The sequence below is a fragment of the Sphingobacterium sp. MYb382 genome, from assembly GCF_037572665.1.
Classification (GTDB): domain Bacteria; phylum Bacteroidota; class Bacteroidia; order Sphingobacteriales; family Sphingobacteriaceae; genus Sphingobacterium.
Genome location: NZ_JBBGZT010000029.1, coordinates 224,497 through 240,035, shown reverse-complemented (window position 1 = coordinate 240,035; position 15,539 = coordinate 224,497). Strand labels below are relative to the sequence as shown.

The 15,539-nt window shown below is 40.7% G+C and carries 15 protein-coding genes; 6 read left to right on the top strand and 9 right to left on the bottom strand.

Features of this window, described 5'->3' with window-relative positions; all coding sequences use genetic code 11:
• Window positions 1-10: 10 nt before the first annotated feature.
• From WH223_RS18790 to WH223_RS18780, 3 genes are read right to left on the bottom strand one after another with little or no spacing between them, the layout of a single operon-like run.
• Window positions 11-1,285 (bottom strand): hypothetical protein, encoded by a 1,275-nt coding sequence (locus WH223_RS18790; RefSeq protein WP_340049405.1) that lies wholly within the window; start codon window positions 1,283-1,285, stop codon window positions 11-13.
• On the bottom strand, window positions 1,286-3,295 hold the full coding sequence (locus WH223_RS18785; RefSeq protein WP_340049404.1) for a hypothetical protein: 2,010 nt from the start codon (window positions 3,293-3,295) through the stop codon (window positions 1,286-1,288). It lies immediately after the preceding gene.
• A gap of 10 nt (window positions 3,296-3,305) precedes the next feature.
• Window positions 3,306-3,989 (bottom strand): hypothetical protein, encoded by a 684-nt coding sequence (locus WH223_RS18780; protein WP_340049403.1) that lies wholly within the window; start codon window positions 3,987-3,989, stop codon window positions 3,306-3,308.
• Window positions 3,990-4,316: 327 nt separating this feature from the next.
• Between WH223_RS18780 and WH223_RS18775 the strand changes: the two genes are divergently transcribed.
• Window positions 4,317-4,874: a lipocalin family protein gene (locus WH223_RS18775; protein WP_340049402.1), complete on the top strand. Its 558-nt coding sequence runs from the start codon at window positions 4,317-4,319 to the stop codon at window positions 4,872-4,874.
• On the top strand, window positions 4,864-6,165 hold the full coding sequence (locus tag WH223_RS18770) for a cryptochrome/photolyase family protein (protein WP_340049401.1): 1,302 nt from the start codon (window positions 4,864-4,866) through the stop codon (window positions 6,163-6,165). Before WH223_RS18775 ends, WH223_RS18770 begins: the two co-directional genes overlap by 11 nt.
• Window positions 6,166-6,168: 3 nt before the next feature.
• On the opposite strand, the gene WH223_RS18765 is transcribed toward WH223_RS18770, so the two are convergent.
• A complete protein-coding gene (locus tag WH223_RS18765) occupies window positions 6,169-7,326 on the bottom strand; it encodes a TIGR03862 family flavoprotein (protein WP_340049400.1) in 1,158 nt (385 codons plus the stop codon).
• A gap of 198 nt (window positions 7,327-7,524) precedes the next feature.
• Between WH223_RS18765 and WH223_RS18760 the strand changes: the two genes are divergently transcribed.
• Both WH223_RS18760 and WH223_RS18755 read left to right on the top strand, forming a co-directional pair.
• A complete protein-coding gene (locus WH223_RS18760; protein ID WP_340049399.1) occupies window positions 7,525-8,484 on the top strand; it encodes a bifunctional helix-turn-helix transcriptional regulator/GNAT family N-acetyltransferase in 960 nt (319 codons plus the stop codon).
• A gap of 308 nt (window positions 8,485-8,792) precedes the next feature.
• Entirely contained in the window at window positions 8,793-9,695 is a 903-nt protein-coding gene (locus WH223_RS18755) for an NAD(P)/FAD-dependent oxidoreductase (protein WP_340049398.1), read from the top strand.
• 68 nt (window positions 9,696-9,763) lie between these two features.
• Here the strand turns inward: WH223_RS18755 and WH223_RS18750 are convergent, their stop codons facing one another.
• Window positions 9,764-10,117: a winged helix-turn-helix transcriptional regulator gene (locus WH223_RS18750; RefSeq protein ID WP_340049397.1), complete on the bottom strand. Its 354-nt coding sequence runs from the start codon at window positions 10,115-10,117 to the stop codon at window positions 9,764-9,766.
• Window positions 10,118-10,255: 138 nt separating this feature from the next.
• Between WH223_RS18750 and WH223_RS18745 the strand changes: the two genes are divergently transcribed.
• Complete coding sequence (locus WH223_RS18745) at window positions 10,256-11,143, top strand: class I SAM-dependent methyltransferase (protein ID WP_340049396.1); 888 nt, start codon at window positions 10,256-10,258, stop codon at window positions 11,141-11,143.
• A gap of 62 nt (window positions 11,144-11,205) precedes the next feature.
• On the opposite strand, the gene WH223_RS18740 is transcribed toward WH223_RS18745, so the two are convergent.
• Together WH223_RS18740 and WH223_RS18735 are read right to left on the bottom strand one after the other, a co-directional pair.
• Window positions 11,206-11,928 carry a 3-ketoacyl-ACP reductase gene (locus WH223_RS18740; RefSeq protein WP_340049395.1) on the bottom strand — a complete coding sequence of 241 codons (723 nt, stop codon included), beginning with the start codon at window positions 11,926-11,928 and terminating at the stop codon, window positions 11,206-11,208.
• Between the two features lie 160 nt (window positions 11,929-12,088).
• Complete coding sequence (locus WH223_RS18735) at window positions 12,089-12,514, bottom strand: nuclear transport factor 2 family protein (RefSeq protein WP_340049394.1); 426 nt, start codon at window positions 12,512-12,514, stop codon at window positions 12,089-12,091.
• Window positions 12,515-12,769: 255 nt separating this feature from the next.
• Between WH223_RS18735 and WH223_RS18730 the strand changes: the two genes are divergently transcribed.
• Window positions 12,770-13,417, top strand: coding sequence for a hypothetical protein (locus WH223_RS18730; RefSeq protein ID WP_340049393.1), 648 nt, complete (start codon window positions 12,770-12,772; stop codon window positions 13,415-13,417).
• A gap of 73 nt (window positions 13,418-13,490) precedes the next feature.
• Here WH223_RS18730 and WH223_RS18725 read toward each other — a convergent pair whose 3' ends face one another.
• Both WH223_RS18725 and WH223_RS18720 read right to left on the bottom strand, forming a co-directional pair.
• Entirely contained in the window at window positions 13,491-14,243 is a 753-nt protein-coding gene (locus WH223_RS18725) for a porin family protein (protein WP_340049392.1), read from the bottom strand.
• An 11-nt stretch (window positions 14,244-14,254) separates the two neighbouring features.
• Window positions 14,255-15,538 carry a TolC family protein gene (locus tag WH223_RS18720; RefSeq protein WP_340049391.1) on the bottom strand — a complete coding sequence of 428 codons (1,284 nt, stop codon included), beginning with the start codon at window positions 15,536-15,538 and terminating at the stop codon, window positions 14,255-14,257.
• Window position 15,539 lies beyond the last annotated feature (1 nt).

Here is a 15,539-nt window from a genome sequence, read left to right as displayed (position 1 = left end):
GGCTATTATTTTATGGGTTCCAAGTAGCTTGCCCTTTCCAGATAAGCTTTTTGTCGCTATGTTTCACCGCTTGTAGCTGTACTTTACAAGTCGATTCTTTGAGTTCTTTAAATAAACCTATAGCCCATGCCGAAGGCCATTTTTGAAAATTTACGGTTAAAGATAAGGGCACTTCTGTCGGCACCATAACGAGTGGAGCGTGTCCAGTTGTAAATGTCGAGTTAATGATAATACCGTTTTCTTCTTTTTGATAAAAATTGTAGAACATGCGGTCCGGCAAAAATGAAGATATGCCTTTTTCATTGTTCCATACTTGCGTAATTTGTGGAACGCTTAGTTGGCGAACTTCATGCTCTTCTTTTGCATTGAAGTCATCATCGTAGCTATACGTAATGATGGTATCCGTTTGCTGCGTCTGCTGGTCGAGGACTTCTAAATCTATATAATTGGCATAATGTGTCGCTAAGCTCTGCTCATCCAGACCCGTGTAGCTCGTGAGCAATTTAGCGAGTAGGGGAACTTCCGCTAAGGGAAGGTTATTCCAAAAAGTTAATACCGCCTGCGTACTATCGGTCTGTCTAGCTTTTAGCGGGCCTGCCAACGCTTGTTCTAATTCCCATTCACCATCCAGGAAAAGCTGGTTCTGCTTCACCATGGCCGATAGGCTGAAATCTTGTGTCAAGCTACTGAAAGCTAGGTGTGCCTTGAAGATGGCTGGGTTAGCCTGGGTAAACGATTGTACTTCCACCAATGCCTCTTTGTCCACTAATAGTGCTTGCAAAGCATCCGTTGATGGGTTTGTCGCTTGAGAGAGCAAGATTACAAAGTCTTTCTTTGTGAGCAAGGCTACGGTATGCGCATTGAAACGTATAGCAACAGGTGCGTCCGTCGATTCGGCAGGGGTAACTTTTTCTTTGAAGTGCTGTTGAAAAAAGGTTAGTGCCTTTTCATAGTTGTCGACAGCCAGATGGCCAAATAGCTGATTGGGTGCTGCATCCGTCGTAAATAAAAATACCCGCGATGGAATGCTGAGGCCCGATTTGAAAAAAATGTCTTTTGCCTTCAGCCTATCCTTATCCGTACTTGTTTTCTGCTTTCCAGAGCTTTTAAGTAGGTCGTATAGGTTATCAACAGCATAATCATCGATTCCTATAGCAAGAACAGCTGTACTCTGTCTACTTACGTATTGCTTTTTTGCCTGATGCTTACGCCAATAAAAGGTGCTTATCAGGCCTATGATTAGAAGCAATAGGATGGATAGAAGGAGTACAGCTATTTTTTTCATTTAGTCAAGAATTACGCGTTTGTTGGTATCAAACTTATCTAAAGCTTGATCTAGTAAATAACTTAATGCATCTTCCTTTGCATTCGGGAAGGAGATTGAAACCTCACCACGTACTTTGTTTTTCTTCATCTTTTCCGCAGAGATGTGCAAATCACCGTAGTTGCTCATTTCGTCCAATGTCTTCTGCCAAGTAGCTAACAAAGGTATATCCATATCATCAATAGCTTTGATCATAGATTTGGTACGAATAACACCGTTGAATGTGTTTTTCTGTAAGTCCTTTGCCAATTGGGCATCTTTGAATCCTTTAAATTGATTCTGTTGGATGGAATGCATCAAGGTGCTATCGTTACTGATTAATACCATATCATCTTTCAAATATGCGTAGAAAGAAAGGTTTTTCACTTTTTCTTGTATGCGGTAGAAGTTGTTGCCTAACTCCTGAGCATATTCTAATTTCTGTGCAAGTGCTAGTGACTTTTTATATAGACGTTGATCCTGCGCTGTAAACATCCACAAGAAACTAGGTTCGTAATCTTGTTTTGTTTTCGTTACCTCTGTATAATCACCATCTTCATCAAACTCGTAATCTATATATTCACGTTCTTTCTTTTGTAAGCCGTTTAACACGAGAACTTGGTCTCCTTGGAATGTTTTGGCAATAGCTTTCTCATCCAATGCGATAGAGAACGCTGTAGCTACGATATTAGCAATATCACCATACTCACCTAAGAATGGTGCATACCAACGCTCCATCAAGTTGGGCACTTGTTGTAAGTAAGCTTCGGTACTTATGTTTAATGATAGGTAACCAATATGGTCAGCAGGTATATAATTCGCAAACTTCTTGTTTAACTTTCCATTATATACCGGAGCAAGATTACTTGCTAAATCTTTATCTAGGCCAATCGTTGTCGCTATTTTTAACGTGTTCTTGTCTTGAATTAAATCAATAGAAGCTTCTTCATAACCGAAGTTGAACGGCGCGATTTTAACACCATATGTATAGCGCATCATGTCATACGGAATGCTATTCGCATAAAGCTCACCGAATTTGTTAACCCAAACGCGTGCTAACGTTTTGTTAGCATCAAAATTTAAGATTTCTTTCTGGTTCGCTATAGCTTTTGCAGGCTTTAGAAGGTGCAAAAAATCAACATCTATCCAGTTTGCTAATAAACTATCCTTAATTTCTTGATTTCTGATGCTTCGCGCAAGCTCTGCTTGATAAGCAGAATCTGTGTACAAAGAATTCTCTTCGTCATAGGATTCGTCATCCCAATCGGTATCTTCGATATCTATACTTAGAACAGATGTAGAGTCGGCAGCGATATATTCTTCAGCTTCTTCGTATCCTTCTGCTTCTTCAGCGGCCTCTGCTTCTTCAGCTTCTTCCGTGTAATAATAATCATCGGCTTCCTCACCAATTAAATCTTCTAGTTCCGTAACGGCTTCCCAATCACCATCATCATATGCCATTGCAGCAGGAAGCTCTATACCATAGCGCTCTGCAACTTCGGTATCCTCAAAATAACTATTTTGTACATCGCCTATGAGGAAGAACAGTGACTTGTTATTCCAGGCAGCTTGAGTTTTTAAGTTCTCCGAAGCGAGACGATGGTAGCCATCTAAATCAGGCAGGGTTTTAAAGTTTTTAAATAGGTCTTCTACATTTTGTAGACCATTTTTTAATGGAACAAGGATTCCTACATATTGGGTGCTATCCGTTGTTGTACGATAAACGTAAGCATTGCGCTTAAAGTCTATATCTAAATCCGAAATGCTGTTTAACGGAGTTGCTCTGTCCTTGTTTAGTTCTTCAAAAGCACCTAATTGCGTCAGTAGGCTATTGATTTTGTCGAATGAACGGTGATTAACAATAGCTCTATTGTTGATTACACCAACAAATTGAGCCTCCGCAGGCACCTGTTGGATAAGGTCTTGTGCTTGTGCGACATGACTACTCGCATAAGCTAGGATAGAAGCTAATAGATACTTTTTAATTTGCATGTTATAATTTTTATTGAGAAAGGGTGATACTGTTGGCAAGGGTGGCCTTACCAAGAATCAAATCGGTTGCTTTTAATTTAAGTAATACGGCTTTTTTAGTGCCTGAAATTTTACCAGCCTGATGGCTCTGGCTTTTTACGACATCGTCGAAACGAATGATATTGGTGTAAAAAGCATCATCAAATAGGGAACGGTCATTTGTTGACAGCTTTGAAAATTCCTTGTTTAGTTCGGGGGTATATTGGTAACTACGCGTTAACGTTCGTGTATTTTTGTTATATGTATAGCTATTGTTTTTACCTAATGGGCTTTTAAAATGTTTGGCTAATGTTTCTGTGAAACGATTCAGCGCTTCCACATTGTCAAATTGACAAGATAGCGTAGCAATATAGGTTTTGAAGTCCAAATTGTATTGTACCTGACGGATGCCTGGCGTAGCACGCAAAATCTTAGCGATGGTTTCCGTCTGTTCGCGAATGCTAGCCTCTGTCGGAATAGTAATACCACTGACACTTTTTAACTTCATCAATGAAGCCACTTTGCTACCACTTTTACTGAGGTTCAATGTCGCTTTTATACGACCGGTACCATCATTCTTAAGGTCTATTTCTTCGACAAGGTCGAAACAGCTGGTGAATAGACAACAGCTTAATAGCAGTAAAAACAACGTGAATACATTTCTGTTTTTGCGCATAACAAATGGTTTGTGCATAAAAAGGACAAGATACTTAAAAATGATGACTTAACGGAGTCAACGAAGCAAAGCACGTGCCATTTGTAGCGTGGATGCTTTAAAAAGACGGTTTATGATGATTATAGGGCCTCCTGAAGTGCTGTCTGTTGCTGTCAATAAGTAGGTTTGATAGGCTATTAAATCGATTGTTTAATGAAAAGTAAGTGCAAAAGAGCAACGTTCAAATACAGGTTTGTGCGTATCTTTGCCTGTATATTCTTTTTCCTATGTCTGCTGGTTATGGCATAAGGATTGACGCAAATTCATTATTTATTTAATAGGATAATTATGAAAAATAAGATAACAGGACTAATAGGGCTTTCCCTTGTATTGATTGTATGCATGCAAGCTTGCGTTTATGTACCTGAAAAAGCAACGGTGGTTAGCAATTTTGATGCGAATCGTTATTTGGGAACTTGGTATGAAATTGCTCGTTTAGATCATCGCTTCGAAAAGGACATGGATAATGTTATTGCACAGTATAAATTGAATGAAAAAGGCGATGTAATCGTTCGTAATAGCGGTTATGATACCGTGCGTAAAGAGTGGAAATCGGCCGATGGACTAGCAAAATTCCGCGGTGACCGTACCGAAGCAGCATTAAAAGTAAGCTTTTTCGGGCCTTTTTATTCTGGTTATAATGTCGTGGCACTAGATAGCAGTTATCAATATGCACTTGTAGCAGGTAAAAATTTGGATTATCTATGGATTTTATCGCGCGAGAAAAATATTCCTGATACGGTGAAAACTGCCTACTTAGCACAAGCTAAAGCTATTGGCTATGATGTTTCAAAATTTATTTGGGTAAACCAAAATCAAGAAAATCCATTTGTTAATGAAAAGTAAGGTTACGTTATTTTGGTTTCGTCGAGACTTACGGTTGGAAGATAATGTGGGGCTACAACAGGCGCTACAATCCGGTTTTCCAGTTCTTCCGTTATTTATATTTGATACAGATATCCTTCACCAATTGGAGGATAAGAAAGACCGTCGTGTGGATTATATACATCAAGCACTAAGCCTGATGAATGATGCGCTTAAAGCGCATGGCTCGGCGATAAGCTTTTTCCACGATAGCCCATCGGTGGTTTTTGAAGCGTTGTGCGAGCAATATGATGTGCAAGCTGTTTATTGTAATCGTGATTATGAACCTACGGCTATTCAGCGTGATACACTAGCTTTCAATTTTTTCAAGACTAAGGAAATCCCTTTTAAGGCTTTTAAAGATCAGGTTATTTTTGATAAATCGTCTATCGTCAAAGCTGACGGCAAGCCCTATACGGTGTATACGCCTTATGCACGCCGATGGAAAGAAAATTTGCAGCCTAGTGATTTGAAGGCGGCAGAGCCTGATTTTACGCAGCTACTACCTTTGTCATTTGTGGAAATACCGACTTTAGAAAGTCTTGGTTTTGAAAAGACCGCTATACGTTTTAGCAAGCCAACGTTAGACCTAGGGAAAATTGCTGACTACGACAAGCATCGTGATTTTCCAGCTATGGAGAAAACAACGGAGTTGGGGATTGCCTTGCGCTTTGGGACCATTAGTGTCCGTAAATGTGTCACTTTTGCGCAGCAGCATAATCAAACCTGGCTATCGGAATTAATTTGGCGTGAGTTTTTTATGCAGATACTTTATCATTTTCCACAGGTCGTGCAGCAGTCTTTCAAGGTGAAATATGATGCTATTGTGTGGAGAAATGATGAAGCCGATTTTCAACGTTGGTGCGACGGTAATACGGGCTACCCGATTGTGGATGCCGGCATGCGACAGCTCAATACGACTGGTTTTATGCACAACCGTGTACGCATGATTGTTGCTAGCTTTTTGTGTAAGCACCTGCTTATTGATTGGCGGTGGGGCGAAGCTTATTTTGCGGCTAAGCTCGACGATTATGACCTGTCGGCGAATAATGGTAACTGGCAGTGGGCAGCAGGTTCGGGCTGTGATGCCGCTCCTTATTTTCGGGTATTTAACCCTACTTTACAGACGGTGAAGTTTGACAAAGATCTCGCTTACGTTCGGAAATGGGTGCCTGAGTTGGACACATTTGATTACCCTCAGCCAATGGTTGAGCATGCCTATGCACGCGAACGTGCCTTGGCAACCTACGGTCGTGCCTTGAAAGCGGAATAGCGCCTAAAGCTTGTCGGCAGCCCAGCGCCCAGCGCTAAAGCATGCTTGTAGTAGGTAGCCACCAGTAGGAGCCTCCCAGTCGAGCATTTCTCCTACACAATATATGTTAGGGAAGGCTTTGAGCGATAAGTTGTTGTTCAAAGCCTCAAAAGAAACACCTCCTGCGGTGGATATAACTTCGTCTATTGGTCGGAAACTCTCTATAGCAATAGGGAAGCGCTTAATATGTTGCGCTAGATGCGCGGGCGAAAGAAAAATAGCCTTATCCAATCCTTTCAATAAGTTGATAGCTGCCGCTTGTAGGCGTATTTTTTTCTTGAGATGCTCCGTCACTTTTCCCGGACTCGCCAGGGTTTTTTCAATTTGCGCCTGTTCCATTTCTGGCTTTAGGTCGATGAAAAGTTGATTTGGAACCCCATGCTTACGCACAAAGCGATTCATGTAGTAAATCGGACTTCCTTCAATACCGTAGCTTGTAAACACTAATTCTCCCTTTTTAGCTTCAGAACCGTAGTGTACCACGATATTTTTTAGAAACTGACCTTCCAGTTCTTTACGTGCTATGGGGCTGTTAAAGCCTGAGTTTGCTGATTGCAAAGGCATCACTTCGATTCCTTTTTCTTGAAACAGCGGTACCCATGCTGCGGTCGATCCTGTTTTGGCCCAGGAGCCTCCACCAAGTCCTAAAATAAGTTTATCGTAGCTTCTTTTTAGCTGTTGTCCTTGAAATTCTAGGGTAACCTCTTTCTCTGTAAAATCAATAAACCGATGGTTGTAGAAAAATTCCACACCCAAGGATTGAAGCTTGTCGAGCCACGCATTTAGCACCATAATAGGCTTGATTTCTTTGGTTGGGAAGATTTTTCCGGAACTTCCCACATAGGTAGAAATTCCTAAAGATGCTAACCAGCTACAGGTTGCTTGGTTATCAAAATAGCGTACCATTTCCGCGATGCGCGGATGATCATACTTTAGAACGAAACGGTCTATATCCTCATTATGGGTGAGGTTGAAGCCTCCATGTCCAGCAACGAGAAACTTACGAGCAGCAGCTTTATTTTGCTCATAAACCTGTACTTTATAGCCTTTTTTTGCCAGCTGTTCGGCTGCCATTAAGCTGGCTGGACCAGCACCAATAATGAGTATAGAAGGTGTATTCACTTTACAAAGCTAGCTTTTTTCTGCTAATGGACCGTAAAATAGCGTGAGCTGCTATCCGCTTAGGGCCCGTAGAAAAGGTTATTCGTTAATTTTCAAGGCCTAGCTTCAACCGTTTAAGGTCTTTTTTAGGATTCTCTTGCAGGATAAAAAATAAATAATCACATTTGTATAATTAGTTATGTAATTGATTATTTAAAGATGGATTTATTTTCAAAAACAGGAAAAATGGCATTGGGAAGTCGTCTACGACTTTTAACGGCTAAAGTAACAGAAGATGCTTCTCAGTTGTATGCGCTGTATGGTGTAGAACTATCACCAAAATGGTTTCCTGTGTTTTTCGTATTGACGGAAGAGGAGGAGAAGACCATTACAGAAATTGCTGCCGACATAAGTCATTCGCAGCCTTCGGTCAGTAAGATCATTCGCGAGATGACCGCAGCAGGGTTAGTTGAAGAAAATCGAAAAGCTGAAGATAAGAGACAAAATCTAGTTTCCCTAACGGAAAAAGGGATAGCTATAAATGCGAAAATACAAGGTCAATACCTTGATGTCGATGCTGCTATTGAGGATTTAATGGTAGAAGCACGTCATAATTTATGGGAGGCTATAGCTGAATGGGACTTTCTATTAGAGCAGAAATCTTTATATAGAAGAGTCGTCGAGCAGAAAAAGATACGCGAGAGTAAAGAAGTAGATATTGTACCTTTTAAAGCGGAATATAAGGCGGCTTTTAAAGATTTAAATGAAGCGTGGATTTCCACCTACTTCACGATGGAGGAAGGTGATTTCAAAGCTTTAGACCATCCTCAAGAGTATATTTTAGACCGTGGAGGAGAAATTTTTGTCGCCCTTTATCAAGGGGAGCCTCTTGGTGTTTGTGCGCTTATCAAGATGGACGACCCTATATATGGCTATGAATTAGCGAAAATGGCCGTGTCGCCCAAAGCACAAGGTAAAAACATCGGTTACTTGCTCGGCAGGGAAGCTGCACGACGCGCCAAGGAATTGGGTGCTTCAAAGATTTATTTGGAAAGTAATACCGTGTTAAAACCTGCGATTAACCTATATTACAAACTGGGCTATCAAAAGATTGTTGGTCATATTTCGGCCTATGAACGCTGTAATATTCAGATGGAATTGGATTTGAGTACCTATTAGGTGTTGATTTATAGTTTCGGCTTCGCCGGATGTTATTTGTTTTGCGTTCTAGATTGAAGAGGTATCATCTAGGGCGCATTTCTATTTACAGCCTTTTTCAGTTTATTGTCATAAGATATACTGCGATTAATTCTTTTGTTGCAATGTTGTTGCGTTTATGTTTTTTAATAATACATTTGCTTTCATAAGAAGGGATGTCTATTTGGAAAATAGGAAGAAAGGATTTTATAAAACGGAGTTGTTTAGCGATAGCAACAGAGCTATTTTCCACTTCCATTCGAGCATTTACAAAAACTAAACAGGTACATATGGAATCTTATTTTGATGTTATTATTGTTGGCGGCAGCTATGCTGGGCTATCTGCAGCGTTATCTTTAGGGCGCTCTTTACGTAATGTATTGATTATTGATAGCGGCTTACCTTGTAACCGACAAACGCCGCATTCGCATAATTTTTTGACACAAGATGGAAGTGTACCTCAAGAAATTGCTAAGCTTGGTAAGCACCAAGTAGCACAATATCCTTCAGTTTCTTTTCATGAGGGGAGAGCAATTAAAGGAGAGCCGCTTGTCGATGGATTTACCATTACAGTAGATAATGGCAAGCAGTTTACAGGGAAGAAATTAATCTTTGCAACCGGTATTGCCGATACAATGCCAGCCATCAAAGGATTTGCAGACTGTTGGGGTATCTCTGTTATCCACTGCCCATATTGTCACGGCTATGAAGTTCGTGGTGCAAACACAGGTCTCATCGCGAATGGGGATAAGGCGGCACATATGGCTTCTTTAATTCACAACTTAACGGATAAACTGACGATTCTAACGGCAGGTAAGGCCAATTTTACGGCAGAGCAGGAAGCGAAATTCATAAAACACAATATTGCTGTCGTGGAAAAGGAAATCAGTGAAATTATACATGAGGAAGGGTATGTACAATCTGTTGTTTTTGTGGATGGCACCACAATGGACTTTAAAGCAGTTTATGCTCCGCTACCGTTCACACAACATTGTACTATCGTTGAAGATTTAGGCTGTACCTTTACGGAGCAAGGCTTTATTCAAGTAGATGGATCACAGAAAACCTCTGTTGCAGGTGTATATGCTTGTGGCGATAACTGTAGTCCGATGCGTTCAGTCTCCAATGCCGTATCGACAGGAACTTTTTGTGGCGCCATGGTCAATATGGAATTGGTTACTGAAAATTTCTAAGCAGTTTATCCATTTCCTAAAGGTGTTACAGTATCTTTAGGAAATGGATAATACCATATCTTTTCGATTTACTTTTTGGTCTCCAAAACCTCTCTACGATGTATCAATCCCCAGTCCCAAAGTTCAAATAATAACTTCCGTAGCGACATTCCATGTTCGGTCATGCTATAGGCTATGATAGCGGGCGTATTTTCTTCTACTTCTCTACGAATAAGCTTATGTTCCTGCATATCCTTTAATTCCTTTGAAAGGCTTTTATCGGTGATGCCTGGCACTGCTCTTGAAAGCTCCTTGAAACGCTTCGGTCCACTGCACAGCGCGTAGAGGATAAGTAGCTTCCATCGTCCTTCAATAGCCTCTACCGCATCTTTGATAGCGAGGGTTGCTTTAGAGCAGTCTCTTTCGGGTTCTTTATTTTGCATAGTCTATTCGCTTTCCTGTTGGATAGTGCTATCCAATAGGAAAGTACGATCTTTTGGATAACAAATATACTTAATTTTGTAGCGCATAGAAAGTGGTAGAAAGATCGACGGTTTATAAAAAAGTAGATGTATTAAAAAATGATGAAACGGATAGATTTGTTTAAAACGAATGTAGAAAATCGCGAACAAGCAGCACAGCTAAAGGCTTCTTTAGTAGCTATGATGCCGCAAGCATTGATACATATTGATGTGGAGGATTGTGATAAAATATTGCGTTTAGAAAATAGTGATTTGGACACCGCAGTGGTGATCCGTTTGGTAGAAAATTCAGGTTTTACGTGTAAGGTTTTACCCGATAAAATGTGTGAGGAACCTACAAATACAGCTGCTGATATGGAACGCTTTTGGGATATGAGTTTCAATGAACATCAGGCGATGTGGGGATTTGAGCCTACCGTATCAGCACGTATGGCCAAGGATTATTTTGTGAAAGAAGGGGTAAGGACTGTGCTTGTTCCAGGAATTGGCTATGGGCGAAATGCACAAGTTTTTAGTGCCGCGGGCATGCGGGTATCTGGCATTGAAATTTCTGAACAGGCAATTGCTATCGCAGAGAAGCACTATGGCAAGGAACTTAAAATATACCAAGGTTCCGTAACGGATATGCCTTTTGATCAGGAAGTTTATGACGCTGTTTTTTGTTATGGCTTATTGTACCTCCTAAATCCGCGACAGCGCAAAAAGTTTTTGAAAGACTGTTTCCAGCAATTAGTACCAGGTGGGACGTTAGTTTTTTCTGTGCTTTCTAAATATTCACCAAATTATGGGAAAGGTAAAAAAATAGACGTCGATACTTTTGAGATCGGACAAGGGGCTCAACTGTTTTTCTATGATGAGGAGGCCGTACGTTTAGAATTTGCTCCTTATGGATTGGTATATTATACCGAAATTGGAGAGCAAACGAATCCGCAGTCCAATCAAGCGGCTTTTAAATTTTGGCTTATCACCTGCAAGAAGCCGTTATAAGGGTGTTCTTAGGTAAACGTTTCCACAAGCTGCACAAGAGCTTGTGGAAACGATAATATGAATTATGGATTGGTCGACCAAAGGCCTACTTCCTTCACAAATGCACGGTTAGGAAGTTTTAAATTATTAACCACTAAGAAGGCTAAGTCTTCCGGCTGTAGCACGCGTTCTGGATTTCCATCGGTAAAATTAGCGTCTAGCGTCATGTCGGTAGCGATAGTGCTAGGATTTACCGTCGTCACGCGAATACCTTTTTTGCGTACCTCTTGCATCAAGGACTCCGTCAAGTTGATAACAGCGGCTTTGGAAGCACCATAAGCACTTAAATTGGCTGCACCTTTTAATCCTGCTGTTGAAGCAATATTGATGATATCGCCAGCGCCTTGTTCAATCATAAGCGGCAATATTTCATGTACTAAGTATAGTGTACCAAACACATTGACTTGAATAACTTTCTCCCAGTCGCTAATTGGAAGATCTAGAAAACCACCAGTTTTTAGGATTCCAGCGTTATTGATTAAGATGTCTACACGCTTGCTTTCTGCCGTCAAGTGTTGAAGTGCTGTTTGCACCTCTTCTAAATTTGATACGTCGGCTGCTGCTACTTCAACGCGTATAGCAGGGTTGATGGTTTTAGCCTCAGCCGCTACTTTCTCAATGTCAGATAAGGTGCGACTAATTAGTAATAGATTCACCCCTTCGGCAGCCAATGCTATTGCCATGGCTCTGCCTAATCCTTTTCCGCCACCCGTTATAAGTGCCGTTTTTCCATTTAATGCTTGCATAGTAAAAAATTTATATTCAAAAGTCATATTTATGCCCGAGAATAGCAAGACAAAGCGTAATCATGACGCTAGAAAGATGAAATATACGCCTTTTTAGAGGCATGAAGCCATAAAAAAAGCCCAACATCGTTTGGGCTTCTTCTGTATAAGTGACTGGTGCTTATTGGTAGTCGGTCGTTATTTTACTTATTTTCCAATCATTTTTTTCTTTGGTTAAAGCGACGTGGTCAACACGTGTGAAATGACCGAAGTCCATTGTGATTTTTGCTACTGCTGTCTGTGCGCATTCGTCTAGTACTTCATATTTTGTGGTGCAATTGTAGTTTAAGGCTTTGTTCTCATTGACAAATTTAATGAACTCTCTTTTGTTGCAGCTCACGCCGTTGGCTTTGTTTAAATATTCAAAATCCGATGTAAAGAGATTCTTGTGTAGTTTAAGATCTGCAGTGCTGACAAAGTCTAAATAGTTTTTTACTGTTTTAGTACTTTCCATAGCTTTCGACGGCAATGCTTTTGAGCTTGCGAAAGCGGTAAAACTTGTCATCATAACGAAGACGATAGCGAGGGTTGATAGGATTCTTTTCATGACAATATTATTTTAATTTGTTAGTTTCTGTTATTTGATACTCCAAAGGTAGTTGTGTATGTTGTTGATATATAGTTGTTTTAGATGATTAGCTCTCTTTTCTCGGTGAAGCTGGGGAATTTTTCGGTGAAAAATGCTTACTAATTATGATTAGTACTTTAGCTGCTAGAAAATCGTTACTCGATAAATATATTTTTCGAGCTGTTAAACCAATCTTGTCCGCTTGCTATCTATACAGAAATAAAGCGCCTTATTATGAAGAAGATTATTACACTCTTGGTATGTTTGTTAAGCTTAAATGTGTTGCTGGCTCAACGTATATCTGTTACGACGGATATTTTTGGAGATTTACAGTATAGTGATGATGATCTAAAGTATAAGGCTACTTTGAAAAAGGATATTTTTGATGCCTTGATATTCACCGATAGTAAACAGAATAGTATCACCTACGAGAAGAAATTTATTGATATTAAGTTTTCTGGTATTTTAGGCGATAAACAGCGGAAAACGGATATGCTGATGGGGCTTATTCGCGAAAATATTGATAATCAAAAGTATATAGCTAAGTATAGCGTGACAATTTTCGATAAGGTGCTTATCGAAGATAATCGAGGGTATCGTTTGGAACAAGACCTTGATATCTTTGTGCGACAGGAGCAAAATCAGGGAGGAAACAACCCTGGAAAATATGCAAAGGTTAAAAAAGACGCTTTTGGAAATCTAAGTATACGTGATGGTCGTGAAACAGCTTCTTTACGAAAAGATAATCGAGGTAACTGGACCTATGAGGATAGCTTGGGTAATAGGTTTGAGTTTGCTAGAAAAACATGGAATCAATTGATGAGACGATACCGGAGTACAGAAGATGTCTTTCTATCTATCGTTGATGAGTATTTTTATTAAGATAAGTATATAGAAAAAGCTTCCATTGGCACGTGTACCAATGGAAGCTTTTTTTGTAGTAACCACTTAACGTTTAAAAACGATATCCACAGGATAACATCCATCCGCGATTATATATTTTTATAGCATCTGTTTTGCTACTTTCTTGTGTATAGCTATTGGCATATTGAAATAAATCGGTGAAGCCATGCAAATAGCGAGCACCTAATGAGAGGTTGTTTTTAAAGTAATATTCCATCCCTAGATTTAGTCCGAAGTCCAACTTTTGGAGGTAACGAGTTTTACTTTCATCATTAGCACCATCGCCATAAATGTCTTTATCAGCATACCATTTGCCATCTTCATCTTTTCGCTTTACGTTGGCTCCTAAAAGTGCACTTATGTAAGGGCCAGCAAACAGCTGTAGGCCTCCTTGTTGAAAGGTAATGCTGGCAGGCATCAGGTCGAGGTAATTGCGCGTCATGGTCGATTCGTATATATTTTCTGTATCGTCTGCTAGCGATACGCCTACCTTACGCTGGTTGAATAAAAGCTCGTGCTTCAACCCAAATTTATTGCTCAATCGGGTATCGACAAATATACCTACATGAAAGCTCGCTTTGTAGGATGTCTGTTGGTTGGCGAAGATAAAGTCTATCTCTTTACCATATAAATTGTAATAGTTTGTTCCTGCTTTAATCCCCCAGCGGAGGTCATCTTTAGGGTTTACATCTTCTTCTATCGGATGATTTTCATGCTCCATGACTAATGGACTTGTGTCATGCTGCTGTGCCTGCACTTGGATGGAGAGCAACACTATAATTGCGAGTATATATCTTTTTTTCATGTTTTTCCAGTTTAGAAGTTTATATCCCATATTCCGGCAGCACGTTCAAGCTCAACGAGAGAAGAAGCATAGTTGTATAACGTTTGATAGTAGCCTTGCTGCGTTTCGTTGTGTGTACGCTGTGCATCCAATACTTCCAATAAAGATGTTTCTCCTCTTTTGTAGCTATATATTTTTCCATCGAGTATGGCTTTAGCCTCGATGAGTAGGCCTTTTTCATATTGGCGTACCTGTTTTTGTGTTGCCATATAGTGTTGATAGCGTTGTTTTACTTCTGTTTGTATTTCCTGCTCGGTCTGTTTGTATTCCTGTTCGGCTTGTAAAGCTCCATACTGTGCTCCACGTAAATCGCCCGAGCGTCGGTTTGAAAATTTTAGCGGAATGCTGATGCCTGCATTGACGGTGGCGGTAGAGGGCGTTGGCGCAATCACGTTGCGCACATAGGAAGCATAGCCCATACCGATAGAGAGGCCTAAGTCTATGGCGCGGTCAGCCTTAGCAAGCTTGATCATGCTTTGTGCCACCTCTTTGTTTTGTAGCGCTGCCTGCATATCTGCTCGGTTGTTGAGGGCTGTCGTTATCAGTTCTTGTACTGAAAACTGACGGTCGAAGTTGGTGAGCTTTCCCTGTGGGTCGAGTAGTTCCGTCGATGCCGATGTGCCCATCCATAACGATAAATCGGCCAAGGCATTTTGCCATTCTGCTTCGGCAGCATATACTTCATTACGCATGCGTAAAGCTTCTAGTTGACTTTGACGAGCATCAATAGCGGAGATGCTCCCCAATTTATGGCGGATGCTATCTGAGGTGGCCAGCTGTTTTACACTTTGGTAGGCCTCTTCTTGCACCTGTAGTAGTAGTTTGTTTTGTATACTCGCCAAGAAGGATAGGGTTGCATCGCTACGTAGGTTCTGGAAATAGTTCGCTAGCAGTAGACGCGTCAGTTGAACTTGGTTCTTTGCCAAGTTTATACGTGCTTTTCGTTTTCCGCCAAGCTCCCAAGTCCAGCTGAGCTCCGAGCCAAAACCATAGCCCATGTCCATGCGGCGTTGGCCATTGTCTGACCAGTTGAAATTTAGTTCTGGATCCGGAAATACGGCTGCGCTTTGTGCTTCTGTCTCTGCAATGTTTAGATTGAACCGCTCGGCGGCATAGGCCATGTTTCCTTTACCCACTTGACTGATATAATTGCTATAGTCAAGTGGGGCCCGATTCAGCTTCGAGTCGGTCGTTTGTGCATTCGTTCTGTAACCAGTTATGCAGAGAACGAATAGGAGTAAAGTTAGCTTTCTCATG